General features: G+C 69.4%; 17 protein-coding genes. 4 read left to right on the top strand and 13 right to left on the bottom strand.

The genetic code is table 11. From position 1 onward, the window contains the following. Nucleotides 1–46: 46 nt before the first annotated feature. The 7 genes from WMF34_RS17470 to WMF34_RS17500 all read right to left on the bottom strand — a co-directional run bounded on the left by WMF34_RS17470 (nt 47) and on the right by WMF34_RS17500 (nt 6,780). The gene (locus WMF34_RS17470; RefSeq protein WP_437993965.1) at nt 47–1,267 is read right to left on the bottom strand and encodes a hypothetical protein; all 1,221 of its coding nucleotides are present in this window, start codon (nt 1,265–1,267) and stop codon (nt 47–49) included. Nucleotides 1,268–1,717: 450 nt separating this feature from the next. Then, nucleotides 1,718–2,173, bottom strand: coding sequence for a nucleoside deaminase (locus WMF34_RS17475; RefSeq protein WP_012236006.1), 456 nt, complete (start codon nt 2,171–2,173; stop codon nt 1,718–1,720). Continuing rightward, entirely contained in the window at nt 2,170–3,210 is a 1,041-nt protein-coding gene (locus tag WMF34_RS17480) for an aliphatic sulfonate ABC transporter substrate-binding protein (protein ID WP_012236007.1), read from the bottom strand. Before WMF34_RS17480 ends, WMF34_RS17475 begins: the two co-directional genes overlap by 4 nt. After that, the gene (locus WMF34_RS17485; protein ID WP_012236008.1) at nt 3,207–4,049 is read right to left on the bottom strand and encodes an ABC transporter ATP-binding protein; all 843 of its coding nucleotides are present in this window, start codon (nt 4,047–4,049) and stop codon (nt 3,207–3,209) included. The genes WMF34_RS17480 and WMF34_RS17485 overlap by 4 nt, the downstream gene beginning before the upstream one ends. Continuing rightward, nucleotides 4,049–4,894, bottom strand: a complete 846-nt coding sequence (locus tag WMF34_RS17490) for an ABC transporter permease (protein WP_437993966.1) — start codon at nt 4,892–4,894, stop codon at nt 4,049–4,051. Before WMF34_RS17490 ends, WMF34_RS17485 begins: the two co-directional genes overlap by 1 nt. Before the next feature lie 3 nt (nt 4,895–4,897). Then, nucleotides 4,898–5,500 (bottom strand): cysteine hydrolase family protein, encoded by a 603-nt coding sequence (locus WMF34_RS17495; RefSeq protein WP_437993967.1) that lies wholly within the window; start codon nt 5,498–5,500, stop codon nt 4,898–4,900. Between the two features lie 305 nt (nt 5,501–5,805). Next, a complete protein-coding gene (locus WMF34_RS17500) occupies nt 5,806–6,780 on the bottom strand; it encodes a PAS domain-containing protein (protein ID WP_437993968.1) in 975 nt (324 codons plus the stop codon). Nucleotides 6,781–7,444: 664 nt separating this feature from the next. Here WMF34_RS17500 and WMF34_RS17505 point away from each other — a divergent pair. Both WMF34_RS17505 and WMF34_RS17510 read left to right on the top strand, forming a co-directional pair. Then, the gene (locus WMF34_RS17505) at nt 7,445–8,371 is read left to right on the top strand and encodes an SMP-30/gluconolactonase/LRE family protein (RefSeq protein WP_437993969.1); all 927 of its coding nucleotides are present in this window, start codon (nt 7,445–7,447) and stop codon (nt 8,369–8,371) included. 115 nt (nt 8,372–8,486) lie between these two features. Then, nucleotides 8,487–9,476, top strand: a complete 990-nt coding sequence (locus tag WMF34_RS17510) for a helix-turn-helix transcriptional regulator (RefSeq protein WP_437300456.1) — start codon at nt 8,487–8,489, stop codon at nt 9,474–9,476. A 34-nt stretch (nt 9,477–9,510) separates the two neighbouring features. Here the strand turns inward: WMF34_RS17510 and WMF34_RS17515 are convergent, their stop codons facing one another. Then, complete coding sequence (locus tag WMF34_RS17515) at nt 9,511–10,638, bottom strand: pirin family protein (RefSeq protein ID WP_012236014.1); 1,128 nt, start codon at nt 10,636–10,638, stop codon at nt 9,511–9,513. Nucleotides 10,639–10,847: 209 nt separating this feature from the next. On the opposite strand from WMF34_RS17515, the gene WMF34_RS17520 reads away from it, so the two are divergent. After that, nucleotides 10,848–12,071, top strand: a complete 1,224-nt coding sequence (locus WMF34_RS17520) for an MFS transporter (RefSeq protein WP_437993970.1) — start codon at nt 10,848–10,850, stop codon at nt 12,069–12,071. A gap of 98 nt (nt 12,072–12,169) precedes the next feature. On the opposite strand, the gene WMF34_RS17525 is transcribed toward WMF34_RS17520, so the two are convergent. Continuing rightward, nucleotides 12,170–12,523 carry a hypothetical protein gene (locus WMF34_RS17525; RefSeq protein ID WP_437993971.1) on the bottom strand — a complete coding sequence of 118 codons (354 nt, stop codon included), beginning with the start codon at nt 12,521–12,523 and terminating at the stop codon, nt 12,170–12,172. A gap of 168 nt (nt 12,524–12,691) precedes the next feature. Further along, a complete protein-coding gene (locus WMF34_RS17530; protein WP_437993972.1) occupies nt 12,692–13,540 on the bottom strand; it encodes a hypothetical protein in 849 nt (282 codons plus the stop codon). Nucleotides 13,541–14,111: 571 nt separating this feature from the next. On the opposite strand from WMF34_RS17530, the gene WMF34_RS17535 reads away from it, so the two are divergent. Then, nucleotides 14,112–17,078: an nSTAND1 domain-containing NTPase gene (locus WMF34_RS17535; protein WP_437994643.1), complete on the top strand. Its 2,967-nt coding sequence runs from the start codon at nt 14,112–14,114 to the stop codon at nt 17,076–17,078. A gap of 148 nt (nt 17,079–17,226) precedes the next feature. Here the strand turns inward: WMF34_RS17535 and WMF34_RS17540 are convergent, their stop codons facing one another. The 3 genes from WMF34_RS17540 to pheT all read right to left on the bottom strand — a co-directional run bounded on the left by WMF34_RS17540 (nt 17,227) and on the right by pheT (nt 23,403). After that, nucleotides 17,227–20,064: a WD40/YVTN/BNR-like repeat-containing protein gene (locus WMF34_RS17540; protein ID WP_437993973.1), complete on the bottom strand. Its 2,838-nt coding sequence runs from the start codon at nt 20,062–20,064 to the stop codon at nt 17,227–17,229. Nucleotides 20,065–20,602: 538 nt separating this feature from the next. Further along, a complete protein-coding gene (locus tag WMF34_RS17545; protein ID WP_437994644.1) occupies nt 20,603–20,719 on the bottom strand; it encodes a hypothetical protein in 117 nt (38 codons plus the stop codon). A 221-nt stretch (nt 20,720–20,940) separates the two neighbouring features. Next, nucleotides 20,941–23,403, bottom strand: coding sequence for a phenylalanine--tRNA ligase subunit beta (pheT, locus tag WMF34_RS17550; RefSeq protein ID WP_437993974.1), 2,463 nt, complete (start codon nt 23,401–23,403; stop codon nt 20,941–20,943). Nucleotides 23,404–23,430: the final 27 nt, after the last annotated feature.

The raw sequence follows: 23,430 nt of genomic DNA on the forward strand, positions 1-23,430 counted from the left end.
GCGCGCGGCCCCGGTCGCCGTACCCATGGCGGCCGTGAAGCGCCAGCTAGCAGCTGCTCGCCGGGCCACCGCCGGGGCAGATGGTCGGGAGGCTGACGCCGGTGGTGGTCCCGTTGATCCAGTCCTTGTAGGTCGAGTGCTGCACCTCGTAGCCGATCCAGCCGATCCCCTTGGCGAAGTAGTACACCTCGTCCTTTCCGGCGCCGTCGATGATGACCTTCTTGATCACGTCCGTGTAGACTTGACCGTTCGGAGCGGTGACGGAGGACAGGTGCTCGACCGTGTACCGCTGCCACGTCCAGCCCTCGTGCCACGAGTCGCAGGCGCCGCAGGTCGTCTCGCTCTGCGCGTCGACGTAGATGTCGAACGTGTAGGTCTGGACGCCGCGTGACTTGTCGAAATAGCGCGGCAGCACCTTCGCTCCTCCCCAGTCGGTGGTGTCCTTCGGGGCCTGGTAGGCGTAGCCGCCCGGAACAGGGTCTCCGCGCCACTGGTGCCTGCAGTCGGTCGGCCTGTTCAGCGCGCCGCACTGCTCATCGCAGTACGTCTGGATGCCGGTGTCGAAGTACGCCCACGAGGTGTCCTTCCACAGCCGGATCCACTGCTCGTCAGCCGTGTAGGACTCGTAATCGGCGCCGTTCCTGCCCTTCACGTACACGAACTGCCTGCGGCCCGAGCTGTCCTTGCCCTGCGGGACGTACCATCGAGCTCCGGTCACCTGCGTTGCGTACTGGGGGCCGCTCGCGCTGCATCCCGGCGTCATGTAGTCGAAGAGGTCGACGACGCTGGAGGTCCGGCAGGACGTCGAGGTCGTCCAGATGGGCCTGCCGGCGGTGTTGTAGATGACGAGGTTGCAGTCGTCCTGGAGGGCGAAACGTGCGCCTGGGTTTCCCGCGGTCCTGGAGCTCCAGAGCGCGCGGGTGCCGGCGTAGAGGACCAGGTTCCCGTCGGTCTGCATGATGAGCCTCGTCGTATCCGACCGGGGCGCCGTGTGCGTGGCCCAGGACGCGCCGGTCTCGTCGTAGGCGACGACGTTGCCGTCCGTCTGATGCACGAGCTTCACGCGGCCGTTGCACGATCGGATCGACTGGCTTCGATCGAGAGACTCCCCCGGGGCGAGCCCTCCGCACGCGAGGGCGCCCTCGGCCGTCTCGGTGAGCTCGTCTGGCGCGGCGAGCGCGTCCGACTCCGACGAATGGCCGGAGCCACAGGCAGAGAGAGCTGCCGGAATCGCCACGAGGACCAACGGATAAAAGAATCGTTTCATTGCAAGTGTCTCCTTCTCGGAATGCAGCGCAGAGAGGACGGCGCTGGGTGCGCAGAGCTCACCCGACGAGCCGCCACGGGCGGCAAGGCGCCGACCGTCTCGCCAGGGCAGCTCCGCCCCGGAGCGGGGGCCGTCTTCCTTCAGGCCCCGCCGCGCGGTCCGCGTCCCGTCACGTGCCATGAGCACCCCGCATGCCAGACATCCGCAGCGCCCCCTCGGGCCGCGCGAGCGGCGCCTCGACCTCGGGTACGCAACGGCTGCGTAGAAGGGGCGAGTGGAGAACGCAGGGCTTGCTCAGGTAAGCAAACCTTGCTGGCGCCCCGACCGCCACCGGAAGGTCGGGCCGCTCCGGCCTCCCTCAGGCTGTGATGGGACAGCCGAGATCTGTGACGGGATTTCGCTCGACCTGCGCCGCGAGCGGGTCATGGCAGCGGCGCGCCGGCGAGCGGGTCACGCCGGGCCGAACAGCGCGAGGCACTGCGCGTCGAGGACGCCGCCGACGAGATCGAGCGGCGCGCCAGATCTCTCGTTCATCCACTCCGCCGGGACGGCCAGCTCGCGCTGCGCGCCGCCGGTCGCCTCCGTGACCTCCCGCATCGTGCAGCCGTAGACGATGCGGCTGATCCGGGCGAGCCAGGCCGCGGTGAAGCACATCGGGCAGGGCTCCACGGTCGTGTACAGCGTGTATCCCTGCAAGTCCGGCCCGACGGCCGCGCAGGCGCGGCGAACGGCGCCGACCTCGGCGTGCCACGTGAAGTCGCGCTGGGCGTTCACCTCGTCGGTCGCCTCGGCCACGACGGCGCCGTCGGGGGCGGCCACCAGGGCGCCGAACGGCGGCTCGCCGGCGCGCTGCGCGCCGCGCGCGAGCTCCAGCGCGCGCCCCATGAGCGCCTCGTCGCGGCTCATCGGACGAGCCTCGGTTCGAGCAGCGACTCCGGCGCCGGCGCCTTCTTGACGAGCTTGGACTCGACCGCGAAGTCGACAACCGCCTTCATCGAGGCGTACACGGGGCCGGCCTTCTCCGCCGTGCCGAAGAGCTGCTTGTTGTCGGCCAGGTCGTAGATCTTGTCGCCGGCCAGCATGCCCTTCACGTCCTCGGGCGGAGCGTTCAAGTACTTGCCGATGATGGGAATCGCCTTGTCGGGCTCGCCGCGCAGGACGCGCACCCCCTGATCGATGGCGCCGATGAACCTCGAGCAGGCGTCACCGGACTCGGCGAGCCGCGATCGGCGCACGGCCACCGCGTCCATGATGGTGTCGGGGACGCTGGCGCTCGAGAAGATCACGCGACCGCCGCCCTTGGTCGCCTTGGTGATCCACGGCTCCCAGGTGACCGCGGCGTCGACCTTCCCCGCCACGAACGCGGCCCCGGCGTCGTCTGCGCTCATGCTCGTGACCTTCACGTCGTCCGCGGAGAGCCCGGACTTCTTCAGGCCGGCGAGGAACAGCATGTGATTGACCTCGCCGAGGGTGAGCGCGACCGTCTTGCCCTTGAGATCGGCCATGGACGCGACCCCCTCCTTCGCCACCACCGCGTCCGCGCCGTTCGAGCTGTCGATGAGCGCGATGGCCACGACGTCCGTGTCGCCGTTGCCGCTCAGCACGGCCAGGTTCTGCAGGGTCGTCAGGCCGATATCGAGCTTCCCCGCGGCCAGCGCCGGCAGCGTGTCCCCGGGGTTCGAGAACGGCTTGAGCTCGACGTCGAGGCCAGCCTGCTTGAACAGCCCGAGCTCGTTCGCGATGAACACGCCCGCATAGCCAATCCACAGATCGTGTCCCACGGTCAGCTTCACCGGCGCGTTCGCCGCGGCCCCGGGCTTCTCGCCGGGCGCGGCGGCGGCGGGCACCTCGCGCGCCGGCTCGTCCTTCTTCGAGCAGCCTGGCGACAGGAGGAGGCAGGCGAGCGCTGCCCCGAGCTCTAGCACGACGGTCCTTCGGTTCATGGATCCTCTCCCCTCGGCGTATGCGTGAGCCCGAGGAGCAAGCGTCGGCGCTGCTCCTCGGGGCGGGCCCTCCCCCGCAGGAGCGAGAGAATATCCCGTTTGAGGCGCAGCAACGCCTCGTCGAGCTTGAGGTCGGGCGAGCGATCCGCCCGGGGTACCGGCACGTCGAAGGTGGCCACGACGCGGCCGGGGCGCTCGGAGAAGACCACCACGCGATCGGACAGGATCAGGGCCTCCTCCACGTCGTGGGTGACGAAGAGCGTCATGATCCGGTGATGCTGGATCACATGGAGCAGGAGCCCCTGCATCTCCTCACGTGTCTGGGCGTCGAGGGCGCCGAACGGCTCATCCATCAGCAGCACCTCCGGCCGCGCGGCGAGCGCCCGCGCCAGCGCGGCGCGCTGCTGCATGCCGCCGCTCAGCTCCGCGGGCGCGCTGTCGCGGAAGTCCCACAGATCGACGAGGCGCAGGAGGCGCTCGACGCGGTCCGCCTCTCGCTCGGAGCCGGCCTGCCGCGCCCGGCCGCGGTGGCGGGCCAGCGTCAGCGGGAAGCGGACGTTCTCCCGCACGCTGAGCCACGGGAAGAGCGTCTGTTGCTGGAACACGACGCCGAGCTCGGCGCCGGGGCCGAGGACGCGTTCGCCGCCGAGCGTGACGGTCCCGGTGGTCGCCGGCTCGAGCCCCGCGACGATGTGCAGCAGCGTGGATTTCCCGCACCCGGAGGGGCCCACGAGGCTCACGAACTCGCCCTCGCCGACGTCGAGGTCGAGCGGGCAGAGGGCGCTGGTCTCGCCGCGGCGGCCGGCGTACGCCTTGCTGACGCCGCGCACGGAGAGCATCACGCGTCGCGCCCCCTGGCCCAGCGGAAGAGCCGGCGGTGCGCTGCGCCGAACGCCCAGTCGAGCCCCAGGCCGATCGCGCCCAGCACCGCCAGGTACGCGTAGATGCTGGGCGTCTGGATGAAGCGATAGAACCTGAGGACGCGGAAGCCGAGGCCCTCGGTGGCGGCCACGAGCTCCGCGACGACGACGTAGCTCCACGCCCACCCGTTGCACATGCGCAGCGCGCTCCAGATGCCGGGGAGGGCGGCCGGGGCCAGCACGCGCCAGACGATCTCCCGCCGGGTGGCTCCGAGGCTCTGGCTGACCTGGAGCAGCGGCGCCGGGACCCGCCGCACCTCGTCCGCGGTCATGAGCAGCAGCTGGAAGAAGGTCCCCAGGAAGACGAGGAGGACCTTCGCGCCCTCGCCGATGCCCGCCGCGATCATGACGAGCGGGATCAGCGCCGGCACGGGGACATAGCGGAGGAACTCGGTCGGCGGCTCGATCAGCGCGGCGATCGATCGGAACGCGCCGGCGAGCACGCCGAGCGGGACCGCGAGGAGCGCGGCGGCCACGAACCCGGCCGTGACCCGGAGGAAGCTATAGCGGACGTCGAGCCAGAGCTCCGCCGAGCCGAGCGCTTCGGCCGTCGCCCGCCCGATGCTCGCGAGCGTGGGAGCGAGGGCGGTGTTCACCCCGTCGCGGCCCGCGAGCCAGGCGTACGCCGCGAGGGTGGCGAGGAAGCTCGCCGCGCCGAGCGCGAGACGGACCCGGGCGGAAACGGGGCGGCCGAGCGCGAGCCAGCGCGGCGGTGGTCGCTCGCACTGTCGCGGCGGGGCTCGCGGCGCTCGGTCGCCGGGCATCCGTCAGCCGAAGAGCTGCATCACCGCGGCGCTCTCGGTGACGTAGGCGAACGCGTTGCTCATGCAGAGGATCGCGGCGTCGTGGAGCTCCCGTGAGGTCCCGGCCACGGCGTCGACCGGGAGCAGCACGCGGTAATCCAGGTTCCTCGCGGTGAGCACGGTGCTGAGCACGCAGATGTTGGTGCACACGCCGCAGCAGATGAGATTCTCCACCCGCTTGCACCGGAGCAGCAGGTCGAGGTCGGTGCCCAGAAAGCAGTCGTAGCGCCGCTTGGTGAAGATCCGATGATCCTGCGGCTCGATCTGCAGCCCATCGACCATCTCGGCGCCGCGGGATCCCTCGAGGCAGTGCGGCGGCTCGAACTCCAGCTCGATGCCGAAGTCGCACCGATCGGCCCTGTGCATCTCCTGGGTGAAGACGACCGGCAGGCCGTGCCCTCTCGCCCACGCGGCGAGCGCGTTGACGCGCTGTACGATATCGAGCGCCCCGCGCGCCTCGCAGGGCGCGCCCTCCTCGACGAAGTCCCGCTGCATGTCGATGACGAGGAGGGCGGTGGTGGCGGGGCGGATCTGGTCGAGGGGCAACGGGCGGATACGCGGCGTCATCGCTGGCCTGGACGTTCGACGCGCGGGGGACACCGGGCGCGTCGAGCTCGCTGAGGTGTGGTGAGTGAAGTGGTGAACCGACCGTCCCTATATCAGCCGGGATTGCAGCGCTAAAAGGCTGAACGGAATTTAGCCGGCGCCTCGCCGGAGGGTCAAGCGAGACCTCGGTGTGTGAGCACTTCGAGAGGGTGTGATGTCGCCCGCTGCGTGGAACAAGGTGCGAGGGAGGGAGATGTCTGTCGGCGCCGCTCGGCGTCGCCTGACGTCTCCTGACGTCTAAGGTGGCGCCATCGGCCGCACGCCGGTCATCTCCTTCGCCGCGCCATCGCGTAACGCACGCCGGCCCGGAGATCTCTCAGGAGGACGATCCCCTCCAGCGTCTCGCCGAGGCTCGCGAGCGCCGCGGCGGTGCTGGCCGACATCCCCACGAGGACGCTCTCGGCGCCGAGCAGGCCCACGGCCTGCACCGCGCGCAGGAGGTGGAGCGCGACGGCGCTGTCGATCATCGGGACGCCGGTGAGATCGACGATCACGAACTGGGCGTCGTGGCGCTCCACGCCTTGCAGCAGCGCCGCCATGAGCTGGGTGCCCCGCATCGTGTCGAGATGGCCGATGAGCGGCACGACGATGACCCCGTGGTCGATGGGCAGGACCGGCGTCGAGAGCGCGGCTATCGTCTCGAGGAGGCGCGCCTGGATGCCGAGGAGATCGGCCTCGGTGCTCCGCAGCGCCTCTTCCGTCCTCTTTCGTGCGGTCATGTCGACCACGACCCCGACCATCCCGATCACGCGCCCGCTCGCGTCGCGGAACGGGACGTTGTTCTCCAGCGTCCAGCCGTCGCTCCCGTCCTCGAGCTTCCACCGGAGCTCCACGTTGACCCGCGGGATCCCCTCGGACATGATGATCTCGTCGTTCTCGCGGTAGCTGCGCGCGACCTCGTCGACGAATATCTCCTCGTCGCGCTTCCCGACGATCCTGTCGCTCGAGAGGCGATAGTGCTCCGCATAGGCCTTGTTGACGGCGAGGTACCGGTGGTCCCGAGCCTTGAAGAACACCATCGCCGGGATCGCGTCGAGCAGCGCGGCGTACCCCGAGGCCTCCGCCGCGAAGAAGCTGGCCAGGAGCTCCTGCTCCCCCGCGGCGGGCCGCGCCTCGCGTACGGCCGAGCTCGTCCGCTGCGCCTCGGCCAGGGCCTGCTCCAGGTCCGCGACGCGCCTGCGGAGCGCCGCGACCTGCTCGTGCAGCGACGTCTCGCTATCTGGATCTGAAAGACACTGCATTACAGGGTACCACGCGTCGGCCGGGCCACGGTGACCGCATGATTGTCGGGGGCGCAACACTTGTCAAGCGCTCGATGTCCGTTGTCGGCTCACGGCGTGCCCTCGGTGTGGGCAGGCAGGTCCCGTGGATGTCGACCAAGACGTTCCTCGCCCGTGCGGAGGGCGAGCGCGCGGCGTTACGCGGTGTTTACCGGCCGTTTACGCGGCGTTGCGCGGCGTTATGCGCCGTTACGCAGCGTTACGCGCCGGTTACCCGCCATTTACGCGCCGTTCAAGCTGGACCCGTGCTCATTTGTCAGGACAGGATCTGCGGAGGCCGGGAATCCGCCTCGTACAACGCGGACGATGGTTGTGCGTTGCGCGTGGCCGATGAAGCGGCGTGGACGTGAGATTCGTTGTCTCGCGGTTATCGATTCCCGGTCGGGTGGAACGACGGAGGCGCCTTGAACGATCGGCTCTTCCCTGGTCGAGACGCGCCATGGCCGGGTGTGGCCCCGCCGCCCGCGCGAGGCCTCGTGTCTTGGCCGGCATCGTCGCAAAGCGCGGTGCGTGAGCGTTTCGGGCGTACCAATGAGCGCCGCGGGCGCGCGCCGCGCGGCGCGCGGGCGCAGGGTAGGCGCACCAGCCGGCGCGTCGCCGGCCCGTTCACACGAGAGAGCGCACCATGAAAACGCAACCGAAACGCCTCGCCGCCGTCCTCGCCTGCCTCGTCGCCGTCCTCCCGGCGTGCGCCGAGAGCGAGGCCCCGACCGCGCCGGAGCTCCGCCGCGTCGGCGGCTTCAGCACACCCGAGTCGGTGCTCCACGACGAGGAGCGCGACGTTTACCTCGTCTCGAACATCGTCGGCTCACCCGTCGAGAAGGACGACCGCGCGTTCATCTCGCGCGTCTCGCCGGACGGCGAGATCCTCGACCTGACATGGATCGACGGCGCGTCGGAGGGCGTGACGCTGAGCGCCCCGAAGGGCATGGCCATCGCGGGCGGCAGGCTCTATGTGGCCGATATCGACGTGATCCGCGTCTTCGACGCGAGCGACGGCGCGCCCATCGAGGACATCGAGGTCGCCGGCGCCGGCCTGCTCAACGACGTCGCGGCCATGCCCGACGGGTCGATCGTGGTCTCGGACTCCGGCGTGGCCATCGGGGAGGGCGGGTTCACCTCGATCGGCACCGACGCGCTCATCGCGGTCGATCCGGGCGGGGAGGTCTCCCGGCTGATCGCGGATCCCGCGCTGCCGCACCCGAACGGCGTGGCGTGCGCGGAGGGCGAGATCTGGGTGGCTTACCTCGGCGCAGCGCGGGTCGACGCGCTCGACGCGCTCGACGTATCCCCGCGGCCGCGGCGCGAGATCTCCCTGCCCGCTGGCACGCTGGACGGCCTCGTGCGCCTCGACGACGGCCGGCTCCTCGTGTCGAGCTGGGACGCGGGCGCCGTCTTCGAGATCGACCCCGCCGGGGACGCGGCGCCGCGCGTCTCCACGCTCGCGGCGGATCTCCCGAGCCCCGCCGATCTCGGCTGGGACCGCGCGAGAAATCGCCTGCTCGTCCCGCTCTTCAACGACGGCGAGATCGTCCTGCTCGACGTGAAGTGAGCCGGCGGAACAGCGCTTTGGGCCCAGGGGCGGCGCGGTTACGCTGCGCCGCCCCGGCCGGCCCCGCGCTGCGTCTGCGCGGCGAGAGAGGCGCCCTTTTCCATCAGGAGCGACGATGAAGACCCAGCTCACCCGACTGCTCGAGCCCACCGATCAAGCCCAGGCCTGGGGCGCGCTCAGAGAGGCCATCTCCCGCCTGGAGCGCACGTCCTCGGCGAGCGGCGCCGGCCTGGCCCGGTGGGTCGGCGTTTTCACCCGCACGCGCGATCGGATCACGATACAGCGGCTCTCCCGGCCGCTCGTCGTGCTCATCCTCGACGGCGCGAAGCGGATCTTCCTCGACGGCCCGGACGGCAACACGCGCCTCGTCGCCCGGGAGGGGCAGATCCTGCTCGTGCCGCAGGGCATCCCGCTCGAGCTCGTGAACGAGCCCGATCCCGAGCGCGGCGCCTACCGCTCGTTCACGATCGAGCTCTTGAGCGAGGTCGACGAGCGGCTCCAGCGCCGGTATCCCACGCTCTGCGTCCAGCGGGGGCTCGGCGGCTTCGAGGCGGATCGGCCGCACCTCCTGCGCTCCGCGATGCCGTCGATCCAGGCGCTGATCCACCTCGTGAACACGCTGCTCTTGCCCGGCGCGCACGCGCTGCTCATCGAGCACCGGCTGGAGGATCTCATCCTGACCCTGCTCCTGCAGCACCGGGAGCAGCTCGACGAGGCGCGCGCCGCCTCCTCGACGCTGGCGCTCGATCCGACGCTCGCGGTGCGGGCGCTTGTGCGCCGCGATCCGGCGCGCCCGTGGGCGGCCCCGGAGGTCGCGCGCGCGCTCGGGGTGAGCGACGCGACGCTGCGCCGCCGGCTCGGCGCGAAGGGGGTCTCGTTCAGGGCCCTCCTGTGGAAGGAGCGCCTCGATCTCGCCAAGGGGCTCCTGCGCTCCGGGCGCCACGGCGTGCTGGAGGTCGCGACGGCCTGCGGCTACGACTCGGCGTCGCGCTTCGCCGAGCAATTCCGGCGCTCCGAGGGCGTCAGCCCCTCGGAGTACCGCGCGCGGCACCGCGCGAGCGCGAACGACTGCTGGAGCGAGGAGCCCGAGCTCGACGCGAGGTGAGGGATCGGCGCGCCGGGACGCGGAGGCGGGGCGCTCAGCCCGCCTTGTCGATGCGGCCGTCGGGGTAGCGCGCGAAGCGGCCTTCCGCGCGCCCGTGGACCGGGCCGTCGCTCGGCCACGGCCATCCGCCGAAGCCCGTCCGCCGGTAGTCGAGGAAGGCCTGCTGGACCTCCGCCATCGAGGTCATCACGAAGGGGCCTTGCTGCGCGACGGGCTCGCCGATGGGCTTGCCCTGGAGGAGCAGGAGCTCGGCCTCGTCGGGGCCGTTCTCGAGCAGCGCGGCGGCGCCGTCGCGGAGCGTGATCCTGTGGGCCGCGGGGACGCGGCGGGCGCCGACGCGCAGCTCGGCGCCGCGGAAGAAATAGAGCGCGCGGTTCGTGCCGGGGGAGGCGGCCGGCAGCGTGAACCGCGCGCCCGGGGCCATCTTGAGCGTCCAGATCGCCACGTCGGACGCGGCGCGCGCCGCCCACGACCTCGGCGGCGGGGCCGGTGGGCGGAGCTCGCCGAGGCGGCCGGCGATGATCGTGATCTCGGTCGTCCTGCCCGCGGCGTCGCGCGCGATCTGCCTGGGGATCGTGTCGCCCCACATCATCACGAAGCGCGGCTCGGCGAGCTTGTCGGCGCGCGGCAGGTTGAGCCAGATCTGGAAGAGCTCGAGCGGGTTGGGCCCGTCCTTCTCGACGAGCGGGAACATCTCCGCGTGGACGATGCCGCCCCCCGCCGTGAGCCACTGGACGTCGCCGCGGCCGTAGCGCGCGGCCGCGCCGAGCGAGTCCGCGTGATCGACGAGCCCGCGCCGCACGACGGTCACGGTCTCGAAGCCGCGGTGCGGGTGCTGCGGAAAGCCGGGGACCACGTCGCCGTGGTACATGCGCCAGCCGTCCTTGCCCGCGAAGTCGCGCCCGATGGCGCGGCCCGAGAGCGATGCGGCCGGCCCCATCCGCTCGTTGCCGGCCGGGTACGCGTCGTCGTGGTGGACGCAGAACAGGAAGGGATCGAGCGTCTCCCAGGGGAACCCGAGCGGCGCGGCGTCGCGGACGACGTCCTCCGCGGCGAGCGCGGCCTCGTCGGTGCGAGGCGGGGGCGCGGCGGGGTCGCACGCGGCGACGACGGGCGTTGCGGCGAGGGCGCCGAGGGCTGTGCGGCGATCCATGGGGCTCATCGTCTCATCGTAAGGTGGACCTCATGGGGGGACAACGGTGCTAGCGCGCAACGTGGCGTTGCGCCGGGAGCAACGCGCGCGACGTGCGAGCCGCCGCGCGGGCTGGGTGGAGCAGGGGAGCGGTGAGGGGGCGCGTCTCGGCGTGAGCGCGGCGCTTTTTCGTGCGGAGGCGGGGCGGGCGCGCCTGGAGTCGACTAGAGTCGACCCTCGTGTCCAAACGGCGCTCCGAATCGAGCATCATCTTCCTTGTCGCTGCTGTCCAGTTCATCAACATCCTCGACTTCGTGATGGTGATGCCGCTCGGGCCCGACTTCGCGGTCGCGCTCGGGATCCCGATGTCCAGCATCGGCCTCATCGGCGGCAGCTACACGGCGGCGGCCGCGGTCTCGGGCCTCGCGGGCGCGTTCTTCCTCGACCGCTTCGACCGGCGCAGCGCGCTCGCCGTGGCGATGCTCGGCCTCGTCGCCGGCACGGCGGCCGGGGGCTTCGCCACGGGGCTCCCGAGCCTCATGGCGGCGCGCGTGCTCGCCGGGGCGTTCGGCGGGCCCGCGACCTCGGTCGCGTTCTCGATCGTCGCCGACGTGATCCCGCCCGAGCGGCGCGGCAAGGCGATGGGCGTCGTGATGGGCTCGTTCTCGGTCGCCTCGGTGCTCGGCGTCCCCGCCGGGCTGGAGCTCGCCCGCCGCGGCGGCTTTCCGCTGCCGTTCTTCGCGGTCGCGGGGCTCGGGTTGCTCGTCGCCGGGCTCGCGATCTTCCTCCTGCCGTCGATGCGGGATCACCTGACCGGCGCGCCGCCGTCGGGCAGCGCGCTCGGCGAGCTCGGCGCGCTCCTCGGCCGGCCGATCGTGCTGCTCTCGTACGCGACGACGGCGATCCTGACGGTGGCGTCGTTCCTGGTGATCCCCAACATCTCGGCTTACGTGCAGTACAACCTCGGGTATCCGCGCGAGCGGCTCGGGCTGCTCTACTTCGTGGGAGGCCTGGTGAGCTTCGCCGCGATGCGGGCCGTGGGACCGTTGGTGGACCGCTTCGGCGCGTTTCAGACAGGCTCTGTGGGCGCGGCGGTGCTCGTGAGCGTCCTCTATGCGGGGTTCGTCTCGTACACGCCGGGGCTGCCGGTGCTCGCCATCTTCATCGTCTTCATGCTGGGCATGACGTTCCGCAACGTCTCGCACAACACGCTGACGTCGAAGGTGCCGCGCCCCGCCGAGCGGGCGCGCTTCACCTCGATGCAGTCGGCCGTACAGCACATGTCGTCCGCGATCGCAGCGTTCGCGGCGGCCAGGATGCTCCACGAGCTGCCGGACCACCGCCTCGATGGCATGCCGCTCGTCGCGGGGCTGTCGATCGCGTTCACGGTGGCGCTGCCGCTGCTGTTCCTCGGGATCGAGCGGCGCGTCGCGCTTGCGGCTGCGGGGCGTCCGGCGCCCTGACGCCGCCGGCCAGCGGCGGATGAGGTGACCTGCGGCGCGGCGCCGGCAGCGGCGCGGCTGCCGGGATGGCTCGGACGGCGCGGTCGGGCGCCTTCACGTCAGCGGGCGGGATCCATCTGCGAGAAGCGATACGCCCCGACGGTGGCGGCGATGGATGAGAGGACGAGGAGCGCGAGCGCGAGCCCGATGTTGTTGAGCGACTCGCCGAGGCCGACCAGCCAGATCCAGCGCGTGTCGGGATCCACAGCGCCGATGTACGTGAGCGATTTGATGGTGCCGCTGACGAAGCCGAGCCCGCCGGCCACCAGCGTCAGGATACCGAGGCTCACCTGGAGCGGCACGAACCGCCGCTCGGGCGAGATGGCATAACGGACGGATGCGGCAAGGAGCAGGAGCCCGAAGACGAGCGTGGGATACATGCCCCAGCCGCCCATGTGGAAGGCTTCGACCATGACGAGTACCTCCTTGGATACGGCTCCAGACAGGCGCGGGACGCGAAGGTTCCGGGACGGGGACGGGAACATCGTCGCGACGCGCGCGCTGTGTTGCGCGAGGCCCCCACGGGACGGACGCCACGCCTGGGCGCGCTCGCGGCACGAGGTTACTCCGGTTCGGCCGGATCAGAACACGAGCCGGGCTGATAAGCTCGCGGCCTCGAGCGACGCAGCGGGTCGGAGCTCGACCTGCACGCCGCCCCGGTCTTTGGTGCGGTAGGAGTGCGGCCTGTTCACGAAGAGCAGGACGGTCCCCGTGAGCACGGTCGCTCCGCCGGCGATGAGGGTGCCGATGGCCAGGTCGTTCTCGAAGACGCTGCCTTCGTACTCGTCGTGGGAAGACGGCGCACACGACGGATCGCAGGCGGCCTGGAGGCGCTCGTGGGTATCTTCGTGGTTCGTGTTGGCGTGCTGCATTAACCCGCCGCCCACGACGCCCAGCGCCGCGCCGACCCCGACCGCGGCCCACGGAAGCCAGGCGGGCCATCGCTGCGTCGCGACGACGGTATCGGTGCTCAGTGTGAGCTTGCCTGAAGCCTCTTTGCCCGCGAGCACGAGAATGGGCTTGACGACCGTGAAGTATCCGTTCTTTCTCGCCGTGATGACATGCTCTCCGGGCGTGACCATCCGGCGTTCGGCGCCGGGGCCGACGAACCAGGGCTTTCCGTCCAGCAGCACGGTGGCGCCCGCCTCATCGCAGCGGATCTCGATGGCGGCGAGCTCCTGCGCCATGAGCGCGCGCAGCGCCGCGCGCGCCTCCTGCTCCTTCGCCGCATCGAGCGAACCGGGCCCCCACCGCAGGGAGAGGCGCAGGTTGTCGTAGGCCAGGAGCGGCAGGCCGATGCTCCTCAACACCCGCCCGAGGTAGAGCCGGAGCTCGGGGTGCTCCCAAAAGGCTAGCGCTGCTTCATATTTCTCCCGCGCCTCGGCGAGCATCATGCGCCGGTGAAAGTCCCGCGCTTCCGTGAAGAGCACCTGTGCCGCCCGCTTTCGATCCTCGGAGACGCCCTGGTGCCATGGTGGCAGCGATGTCGGGGGCGATGACGACTCCGCTGTCGCCGGAGACGCTGGAGGCAGCGACGATGATGACGGTGCCAGTGGCGCAGGCGCCGGCGCCTGGGCTCGCGCGGGCGCGGCGGACAGCGTCACGACGGCGATGGTCAGAAGGCGCCTCGCCGTCGCAAGGGCGACGTGAACGGGTTGACTTCGGTTCGTCGTCGCCATGAAAGCCAATCGCTCTCCTCCAGCTCGCTCGTGATGCATCCTCGCGCGTTTGTCCCGGTTCGCCGGTCCGGCGAGCGAGCGCCGCGCCTGAGAGTATGCCCGCGCATGTCTTCTGTGAAGCGATCTCGTGACAGATCTGTATATACATGGCGGCATCGGGCGCCTATGCTCTCGTCCTTGCTCTGGCCGCAGCGGTGAACGCGATTTTGATGATGGTGATGATTTGCATAGAGGAGGGAAGTTGTCCACTGAGCTGAGCATCCTGGAGCCGGCCGGTCGATCGTCCGACGTGGCCGTGCGGGATGACGAGGCTTGCTCTGGTATGCGCACCGAAGGCCTCGTGGACACGGGCTACGCCAGCACCGTGCTCGTCGGCGCAGCGCCCGCAGCGGCCGCGCTGGCCGCCGCTTCGGCGAGGATCGGCGTCGTGCCGGCCGGCGTTCGCGGGGTGGAGCGAGATGCGGTGACCAGCTCGAGCGCTCCGCCGTCCTCTTCGCTTCCCCGCGTAGATCCGCCGTCGGCCGGCGCCCGCATCGGCCACTACGAGCTCTTGCGCGAGCTCGGTCGGGGTGGCATGGGCACGGTCTTTCTGGCGCGCGACACGCGGCTCGCTCGCCTCGTCGCGATCAAGCTCCTGACCAGGCTGAACAGCAGCGGTGTACAGCGCTTTCTGATCGAAGCGCGGGCCACCGCGCGTTGCAATCACGAGCACATCGTGACCATCCACGAGGTGAACGAGCACGATGGCTATCCGTACATGGTGCTCGAGTACATCGAGGGACAGAGTCTCCGCGCCTGGATGAATCAGCGCAGGACCGCGGATGCCGACGAGGAGGTGTCGACGACGCCCGTGCCGCCCAGCCTGGCTGTCGACATGATGGTCCCCGTCGTACGCGCGCTCTGTCGCGCGCACGCGTCCGGCATCATCCATCGCGACCTCAAACCCGAGAACATCATGCTGGACGCGTCGGGGACGATCAAGGTGGTCGATTTCGGCATCGCCAAGCTGCACGAGGACGAGACGAGCTTCGCACTCGCGGTCGAGCGCGCAGCCGCCGGGCATACGCCCCTGACTGGTGAAGGCGCGGTCATCGGCACGATGCCTTATATGTCGCCCGAACAGTGGAGGGGAAAGGACATCGACCAGTCCAGCGATATCTGGGCGGTCGGCATCATGCTCCACGAGCTCGTGCTCGGCGCCCACCCGCTCGCGCCGGTCAACCAGGGCAAGCTCTTCGGCGTGGCGCTCCTCGACGAGCCGATGCCCCAGGTCAGCGCGCGCTACCCGGAGCTCGGCGCGCTCGGAGCGATCATCGATCGCTGCCTCTGCAAGCGGAAATCCGAGCGGTTCGCCTCCGCGCTGGAGCTCTTGACCGAGCTTTTGCCCCTCCTGCCCGGGCGCCGGGAGATCCTCCTCGGCAGCGACGAGAGCCCGTTCGCTGGCCTGTCGTCGTTCCAGGAGGCCGACGCCGACCGCTTCTTCGGTCGCGCGCAGGATCTGGCGGGCGTGGTGGCGCGCCTCAGGAGCCAGCCGCTGCTCGCGATCGCGGGGGCGTCGGGCATCGGGAAGTCGTCGCTTGTGAGGGCAGGGGTCATCCCGGCGCTGAAGCGCTCCGGGGAGGGCTGGGAGGCGCTCGTCCTGCGGCCCGGGCGCGAGCCCATGGCAGCCCTCGCGCAGCTCTTCAGCCACCCCGCGTTGAGGCGGAGCGCAGCCCCGCCGGCGCTCGCCCCGGAGGGAGGCGCAGCGACGGACGCGGCGCTGGCCCTGCGGCTGCGCGCGGAGCCGGGCCTCCTCGGCACGTCGTTGCGCGCGTGGTCGGACGGCGCGCAGCGACGCTTGTTGGTGTTCATCGATCAGTTCGAGGAGCTCTTCACCCTGGGCACCCCGGTCGGCGAGCGCGAGGCGTTCCTCGCGTGCCTCGCGGGGGTCGCCGACGATGCCTCCTCGCCGCTCCGTGTCGTGTTGGCTGTGCGATCGGACTTCCTCGAGCGGATGGCCGAACACGAGCACTTCATGGCGGCGATGACCCGCGGCCTCGTGTTCCTCCGGCCGATGGGGCGCGAGGGGCTGCGTGAGGCCTTGATGAAGCCGATCGAGGCGGCGAGGCACGAGATCGAGGATCCCGCGATGATCGAGGGCCTACTCGACGCGCTGGAGACCACGCGCGGCGCGTTGCCGCTCTTGCAGTTCACCGCGGCCCGACTGTGGGAGATGCGCGATCGGGGGCGCAGGCTGCTCACGCGGGAGAGCTACGAGGCGCTCGGCGGCGTCGCTGGCGCGCTGGCGAGCCATGCCGACACGGTGCTGGCGGGGATGAGCGAGCGCCGGGCGAAGCTGGCGCGGGCGGTCCTGGAGCGCCTGGTGACGCCGGAGCGGACGCGGGCCGTGGCCAGCCTGGCCGAGCTCTGCGAGCTGCCTGGGGATCGAGGGGAGATCGAGCGGGTGTTGGGGCTGCTCGCCGATGCGCGGCTGCTGGCGATCGAGACGGGGAGCGACCAAGCGGGCAGCACGGTCGAGATTGTGCACGAGTCGCTCATCGAGAGGTGGCCGACGCTCAAGCGCTGGCTGGACGAGAACCAGGAAGACGCCGCGTTCCTGGATCGGCTGCGCGCGGCGGCGAGGCTCTGGGATTCGAGTGGTCGCGCCGCCGACACGCTCTGGCGCGGCAAGGTCGCCGACGAAGCGCGCCGTTTTCGCGGGCGCTGCCGGGGGGAGCTGCCGGAGCGGGAGCGGCTCTATCTGGAGGAGGTGCTCCGGTTCGCGGATCAGCAGTACCGCGGGAGACGCCGTCTCGTGTCCGGCATCATCGCGGCGCTGTCGCTCCTGGTGGTCGCGGCGGGCTTGGGGATCGTGAAGGTGGTCCGTCAAAACCGGGTCATCACGGCGCAGCTCGACGAGATCCAGACGACGGAGGCCACGCTGAAGGGGGCGCTCTCCCGCGAGGAGGCGGCCCGGACCGCGGCGGAGAGGGCACGGCAGGACAGCGAGGCGGCGCGGCAGGATAGCGAGGCACAGCGACGGCGGGCCGAGCAGATGCAGCGCGACGCCGAGGAGGCCCGGGATAGGGCAGAGGCTGAGGCCGAGAGGGCGCGCGTTGCGGCTGCCCAGGCGCAGATGGCGCGGGATGACGCGCGGAGGGTCGAGGCCGATGCGCGCAAGGCCCAGGTCAAGGCCACCGATGAGGAGAAGAAGGCCAAGGCAGCGGCCGAGGCGGTGCTGCGGAGCAAGAGCGAGCAGGAGCAGCTCATCGAGCGGGCTGTGGGGAGGATCGAGAAGACATTGAGATAGCGGGCGCGCCATGGGAGACGGGAGGCATGCGGGCCTCTTCAGGTCGCGGACGAGGCGTCGAAGCGTGTGCGGAGCCCGCTGCGGGAGCGCTCTTTGTCGAGGCACTGCGCGAGATCTCGGCGTTTTCTCTGAACGGGAGGCTGCGCTGCTAACGCGGCGGCGCCGGTCGAGTGTGACGATAGAGGGCGCCATCGTTGCCGACGACAAAGGAGGATCCACCCGCGCCCCACACGGCATTGAGCGACGAATCTGTCGTAGAATTGAGCTTTAGCCAGGAGATGCCGTCGTAATGCAAGAGCGTGCCGTGGTTGCCGACAGCAAATACATCATGTGGGCCGTTCCCCCATACACCGTGCAGAATTGCTGATGTGGCCGAATCCATCGGCAGCCAAGTTTGACCGTCATAGCGCAGGATCGTGCCTTCATCAGCCACGACAAATATATCAATCGGGCTGCTTCCCCACACGTCATTCAACGATTTTGATGTAGGGGAATTTATGGTGCGCCAGCCCTGACCGTCGTAGTGGAGGATGGTGCCTTCCGCGCCCACAGCGAAGACATCGCGCGGAGCACTGCCCCACACGCCATTCAATGATTTCGATGTAGGCGACGCCATAATCTGCCAGCTCTGACCGTCGTAGTGGAGGATGGTGCCTTCCGTGCCCACAGCGAAGACATCGCGCGGGCCGCTTCCCCATACACAATTCAAAGATCTCGATTCAGATGGAACGATGGACGATGCTGGAGAATCCATCAACTCCCATTCGTTGCCATCGTAGTGCAGGATCGTACCTCCATAAAAAAATCCACCGCTTACAGCAAATACATCCTGCGGGCCGCTTCCCCATACGCTAGTCAATGATTCCGATCTCGATGAGGTCGAAGTTGCGACCTCCCAGTACTGGCCGTCATAGTGAAGGATCGTTCCTCCACCAACAGCAGAGATATCGCGTGGACTGCTTCCCCATACACTGTTCAATGGTGCCGATGTGGGCGAATCTACTGCATTCCATCCCTGATCATCGTAATGAAGTATTGTGCCTCTCTCACCCACGGCAAAGACGTCCTGCGGCCCGCTTCCCCATACGCCGTTCAACGATGCTGACGTGGTTGAGTTCATGTATTGCCATTGCTGGCCGTCGTAGTGAAGGATCGTGCCTTGCGAGCCCACAGCGAAGACGTCTCGTGGCCCATTTCCCCACACACTGTTCAGCGATGCCGATGTGATTGAGTCCATGGCCTGCCAATGTTGGCCGTCGTAGTGGAGGATCGTTCCTTGCGAACCCACAGCAAATACGTCGCGCGGCCCGCTTCCCCATACGCCGTTCAACGATGCCGACGTGACTGAGTCCATGGCCTGCCAATGTTGGCCGTCGTAGTGGAGGATCGTTCCTCGCGAACCTACCGAAAATACGTCTTCCGGACCGCTTCCCCAAACGTCGTACAGGTTCTCCGTTGTGGTTGAGTCGATTTCCTGCCAATCCGACTCGTCAAGTTCCACGGTGTTGTCATGGTATCGGAAGCCGTGGAAGTGCAGAATTGCGCCTCCATTGCCGACAGCGAAGGCACCCTGCGCCCCGTCTCCCCACACGCCATTCCACGAATTCCAGGGCGCTGATTCGCTGACCATTGAGCTATGGCCGTCGTCGTACAGGATCATGGATCCAAAACTTCCAGAGCCCACGGCGACAATTTCTTGTGTGGTGCTTCGCCATACGTCATTCCATGACTCCGACGGTTTTGAGTTCATGGTCCTCCAGTCCAGGCCGTCGTAGTGCAGGATGGTGCGCCCATCGCCGACGGCGAAGACATCCTGCGACCCGCTTCCCCAGACGCCGAAGATCGATTCTGGTGTGGGTGATCTTATGCTCTGCCATTCATGGCCGTCGTAGTGAAGAATCGGACCCTCTGTGCCAACAGCAAATACATCCTGCGGCCCGCTTCCCCATACCCCGAGCAAAGATCCTAGGGTGGATGAATTCATGGTCTGCCATTGCAGGCCGTCGTAGTGCAGGATCGTGCCTTTCTCACCAACAGCAAAGACGTTCTGCGGCCCGCTTCCCCATATGCCATACAACCGTGCCGATGAGCGCGATTTCAAACGCTGCCATTGTTTGCCGTTGTAGTGTAGGATCGTACCTTGTAAACCAGCAGCGAAGACATCCTGCGGCCCGCTTCCCCACACGCTAGTCAACGATTCCGATGTGGCTGAATCCATCCGCTGCCATTGTAGGCCGTCGTAGTGCAGGATCGTGCCTTTTTCACCCACGACAAAGACGTCTTGTGGTCCGCTTCCCCATACGCTCGATAACCATTCATGTATGGCCGGGCTGCTGTTGTGCCACTTTTTGCCATCGTAGTGCAGGATCGTGCCTTCTTCACCCACGGAAAATACATCTTTCGGCCCGCTTCCCCATATGCCATTCAATTCTGTTGATGTGGGGGATTCATTGATTTTCCATTGTTGGTTGTCGCGCTGAAGAATCGTGCCTCCGTCACCCACGGCAAAGACGTCTTGCGAACCGGTTCCCCATATGCCGCGCAATGTTTTTGATGTGGGTGATTTTATGTTCTGCCAATGCTGACCATCATAATGCAGGATCCTGCCTCCGTCGCCTACCGCAAAGACATCCTGCGACCCGCGTCCCCACACGCCTAATGCGACGCGGAGTGATTCCAGTGCGCCGGATTCCTGCGTGCGCCAGTTCCAGTCTCCGCACGAATCCGTTGAGAGGTCCTTGCAGTCGCTCGTGCACCGGGGGCGGCCAAAATCATAGCGTAGGTCCACGCAGGACATGTTGGGATCGCATGTCTCGCCGCGTGTCGTGTCGACGATGCCGTTGCCGCACGTATTGGCCTGTTCTGGATCGCTACATACTTTATCATTGGAGCATGTATGGCCGATGGGGCAGAAGCCATCGCCGCAGGGGACCCCGGCTTCGAGGCATGCGCAGGCGATGACCATCAGCGCCATCACGAACGCCATCGCAGCCCCATGGTGAAGCGCTCCGACGCCTCTCGACTTCATATCCCGTCTCTGTATAGGCACTCGCATCGTTTCTACGCTGTTTCAGTGCACGTGGCGTGCCGCCGACGATGCCCGTAGGCCGAGAGCACTGCGTGCCCGGAGCTGGAGGGGCCTGGTCCGGTGACGTGCCACTCTTTCACCGTGTGCGGACTGGAGACCAGCTATGTCCTTGCGCACTTGCGCAAGTGCTTGCGGGGCAGCGGACGAGCTGGCGGCGCGCTCCGTCTCGCGGCGGTCAGCCCAGCCGCCGCAAGCGCAGGTCGCACCGCGAGCTGCGTCGAGCACGCTGTCGCCGCAGGGCCCGGAGGCGAGGTACAGGTGAGTACTTTCGTCGATATCAATGGACCGCTCGACCACGACAATGATGGAGTTCGTCATGGGTTGCGTTCTGCCAGGAATGGTGGCTCCGGGTTCTTGAGCCCGAGACATTGCAGCTCGAGTGATGCCGTCGTGTACGCCGCAGTCGCATCTCGTCGCGAGCACCGTATCGACCGTGTCATTGCGCGCAGCGCTTGTCGGAACGGCACTTGGCGCTGCAGCCCTCGCCGCCGCTCCGGTTGCCGCCATAGCAGTCTTTGCCGGCCTCTACGACGCCGTTGCCGCAGAGAGCCAGGCCACCAGGGTTGAGGCGAACAGGGCGTCAGACCGGGCGGATCCCGAGGGCTCAGCCGCGGGACATCGGCGCGGAGCGGCTCGGGGCAGCGCGGCCGCGGGTTTGGCACGGCGGCCGGAGAGACGACGTCCCAGGCAAGTCCGGCGGAGCCCCCGCACCGTGCGACGGATGCCCTCGCCGGGGGCCGGACAGCCCGGATCCCCCCCGCCCGCCGCCGGCCCTCAGCGCTGCTGCGCCCCGAACCGCGCCTTCGCCGCGTCCACCGCGGCCTTCGTCCACTTGTCGACCTCGTCGTCCGTCAGCGTCCGCTCGGCCGACCGGAACCACAGCGCGAACCCCAGCGAGTGCGTCCCCGCCGGCAGCTCTTCGCCGCGGTACCGATCGAACATCTCGACCTTCTCGCAGCGCTCTCCCGCGGTCGTCCGCAGCACCTCGAGCACCTCTCCCGCCGGCACGTCGAGCGGCAGGAGCAGCGCCACGTCGTGCCGCATCGCCGGGAACCGGCTCGGCTTCGCGGCCGCCGGCGCCTTGTACGCCGCCGCCACCGCCGCGAGATCCAGCTCCGCCACGACGGCCCCGCTCGTGATCTCCAGCGCCTCCCGGACGTCCGGGTGCAGCTCCGCCACGTACCCGACCTCGCGGCCGTCGAGCAGGACGCGGGCGCCCTTCTTCGGGTGCGCCCACGGCGGCGCCTCGCCCGAGAGGTCGAACGCCGGCGTCACGCTGCCCGCGAGCTCCGCGAGCACCGCCTCGACCGCGCCCTTGCCGTCGTAGAAATCGACGTCCTCGGGCCGCGTCAGGTAGCTGTCGCGCGGCCCCGCGAGGAAGATCGTGAGCCGCGTCGGCTCGTTCACCGGCGGCCGCTCGACCCGCGCCAGCTGGCTCGCGCCGCCCGCCTCGCCCTGCCACGGCAGGAACACCTGGCTCACCTCGAACAGCCGCACCCGCGGCACGTTGTACCGCTGTGAGCGCTGCACCACCGTGAGCAGCCCAGGGACCAGCGACGGCCGCATCACCGACTTCTCCTCGGAGAGCGGGTTGAGCAGCCGCAGGAGCGACCCGTCGTCGTAGCGCGCCGCCTTCAGCTCCTGGGGCGAAAGGAACGAGTACGTCACGGCCTCGTGCAGGCCGATCCCCGTGCAGATCTGCCGCACCCTGCGCCGCAGCCGGTAATCGCCGCGGGCGCCCGCGGGCGCGGCCCCCACGCGCGGCAGCCGGCTCGGGATCTGGTCGTAGCCAGCGATGCGCGCGACCTCCTCGATGAGGTCGATCTCCTCCGCGATGTCGGGCCGGTGCTCCGGCACCTCGACGAGGAGCCGGTCCGCCTTCTGCTCCAGCACCGAGAGCCCCAGCGTCTCCAGGATCTCCCGCGCGCGCGCCGGGGCCTCGGCCCCGATGATGCGCTGGTACCGCGGGAGCCGCAGCGTCAGGCGGCGCGGCGCGCGCGGCGCCACATACGCGTCGATCGGTTCGCCCGCCGCCTCGCCGCCCGCGAGCTCGCAGATGAGGGCGCTCCCGCGGTCGCGCGACAGGGGGACCCCCGAGAGGTCCACCTCCCGCTCGAAGCGGTGCGACGCCTCGGTGTGGAAGCCGTACCGGCGCGCCGACCTGCGGATCCCGCGCGGCTCGAAGTACGCCGACTCGAGGAACACCCGCCGGGTCGTCGCGGTGACGCCGCTGTCCGCGCCGCCGATGACGCCCGCAAGGGCCACCACGCGGTCCGCGTCGGCGATGACCAGGTCGTCCTCGTCCAGGGACAGCTTCTGCCCGTCGAGCGCGACGAACGCCTCGCCGGGCTTGGCCCTCCGGATCTCGATCGGAAGCCGCAGCGTGTCGAGATCGAAGGCGTGGAGCGGCTGCCCCCGCTCGAGCATCACCAGGTTGGTCGCGTCGACGATGTTGGTGATCGGCCGGACGCCGAGGCGGCCGAGCCGCACCCGCGCCCAGAGCGGCGAGGGGCCCACGCTGACGCCCTCGATCACCTGCCCGTCATACCGGGGGCAGCGGTCCCCGTCGCGCACCTCCACGGCGGCGCGTGTCTGCACGTCCGCGGGCGCTCCGGCCCCGTTCGCGCCGTTCGCTCGCGGCGCGGCGACGGCGGGCGGGCGGAACGGCAGGCCGAGCACCGCGGCCACGTCCCGCGCCACGCCCAGGTGCCCCAGCGCGTCGGGCCGGTTCGGGGTGACGCTCAGCTCGATGATCCAGTCCTCGAGGCGAGGCTCCCAGTCGAGCAGCGATTGCCCCGGACGCCCGCCCTCCACGGTCAGGAGCCCCTCGTGGCTCGACCCGAGCCCGAGCTCGTCCTCGGCGCAGAGCATGCCGGGCGACGTGAAGCCGGCGACCGCCTTCTCGGTCAGTGTCACGAGCGCGCCGGTGCGGTCGAGCACCTGCGCCCCCACGGGCGCATAACAGACGAGCGCCGGAGCCGCCGGGATGACCGGCGCGCCGCACGCGACCTCGACCTCTCGATCACCCGCGTCCACGCGGACCACCGTCAGGCCCTTCTTGCCCGCCGGGTGCGGCCGCGTCGCGACGACGCTCGCGAGGACCACCGAGCGCAGCGCGGCGCCGACGTGCGTCACGCGGTCGACCTCGAGCCCGCCGCGGCCGAGCGCCGAGGTCACCGCGTCGACGCCGGGATCGGCGCCGAGGATCTCTTGAAGCCACTTGTAGGATATCAACATGGGGAATCGGGGCTGCGGGCGAGGGGC

Origin of the sequence: Sorangium sp. So ce145, from assembly GCF_051525985.1 — a bacterium.
Classification (GTDB): Bacteria; Myxococcota_A; Polyangia; order Polyangiales; family Polyangiaceae; genus Sorangium; species Sorangium cellulosum_B.

Bases quoted from the DNA above. Each gene is read 5' to 3' on its own strand.
- WMF34_RS17470 (WP_437993965.1), bottom strand. From the start codon at position 1,267: ATGAAACGATTCTTTTATCCGTTGGTCCTCGTGGCGATTCCGGCAGCT.
- WMF34_RS17475 (WP_012236006.1), bottom strand. From the start codon at position 2,173: ATGAGCCGCGACGAGGCGCTCATGGGGCGCGCGCTGGAGCTCGCGCGC.
- WMF34_RS17480 (WP_012236007.1), bottom strand. From the start codon at position 3,210: ATGAACCGAAGGACCGTCGTGCTAGAGCTCGGGGCAGCGCTCGCCTGC.
- WMF34_RS17485 (WP_012236008.1), bottom strand. From the start codon at position 4,049: ATGCTCTCCGTGCGCGGCGTCAGCAAGGCGTACGCCGGCCGCCGCGGC.
- WMF34_RS17490 (WP_437993966.1), bottom strand. From the start codon at position 4,894: ATGCCCGGCGACCGAGCGCCGCGAGCCCCGCCGCGACAGTGCGAGCGA.
- WMF34_RS17495 (WP_437993967.1), bottom strand. From the start codon at position 5,500: ATGACGCCGCGTATCCGCCCGTTGCCCCTCGACCAGATCCGCCCCGCC.
- WMF34_RS17500 (WP_437993968.1), bottom strand. From the start codon at position 6,780: ATGCAGTGTCTTTCAGATCCAGATAGCGAGACGTCGCTGCACGAGCAG.
- WMF34_RS17505 (WP_437993969.1), top strand. From the start codon at position 7,445: ATGAAAACGCAACCGAAACGCCTCGCCGCCGTCCTCGCCTGCCTCGTC.
- WMF34_RS17510 (WP_437300456.1), top strand. From the start codon at position 8,487: ATGAAGACCCAGCTCACCCGACTGCTCGAGCCCACCGATCAAGCCCAG.
- WMF34_RS17515 (WP_012236014.1), bottom strand. From the start codon at position 10,638: ATGAGCCCCATGGATCGCCGCACAGCCCTCGGCGCCCTCGCCGCAACG.
- WMF34_RS17525 (WP_437993971.1), bottom strand. From the start codon at position 12,523: ATGGTCGAAGCCTTCCACATGGGCGGCTGGGGCATGTATCCCACGCTC.
- WMF34_RS17535 (WP_437994643.1), top strand. From the start codon at position 14,112: ATGCGCACCGAAGGCCTCGTGGACACGGGCTACGCCAGCACCGTGCTC.
- WMF34_RS17540 (WP_437993973.1), bottom strand. From the start codon at position 20,064: ATGGCGTTCGTGATGGCGCTGATGGTCATCGCCTGCGCATGCCTCGAA.
- pheT (WP_437993974.1), bottom strand. From the start codon at position 23,403: ATGTTGATATCCTACAAGTGGCTTCAAGAGATCCTCGGCGCCGATCCC.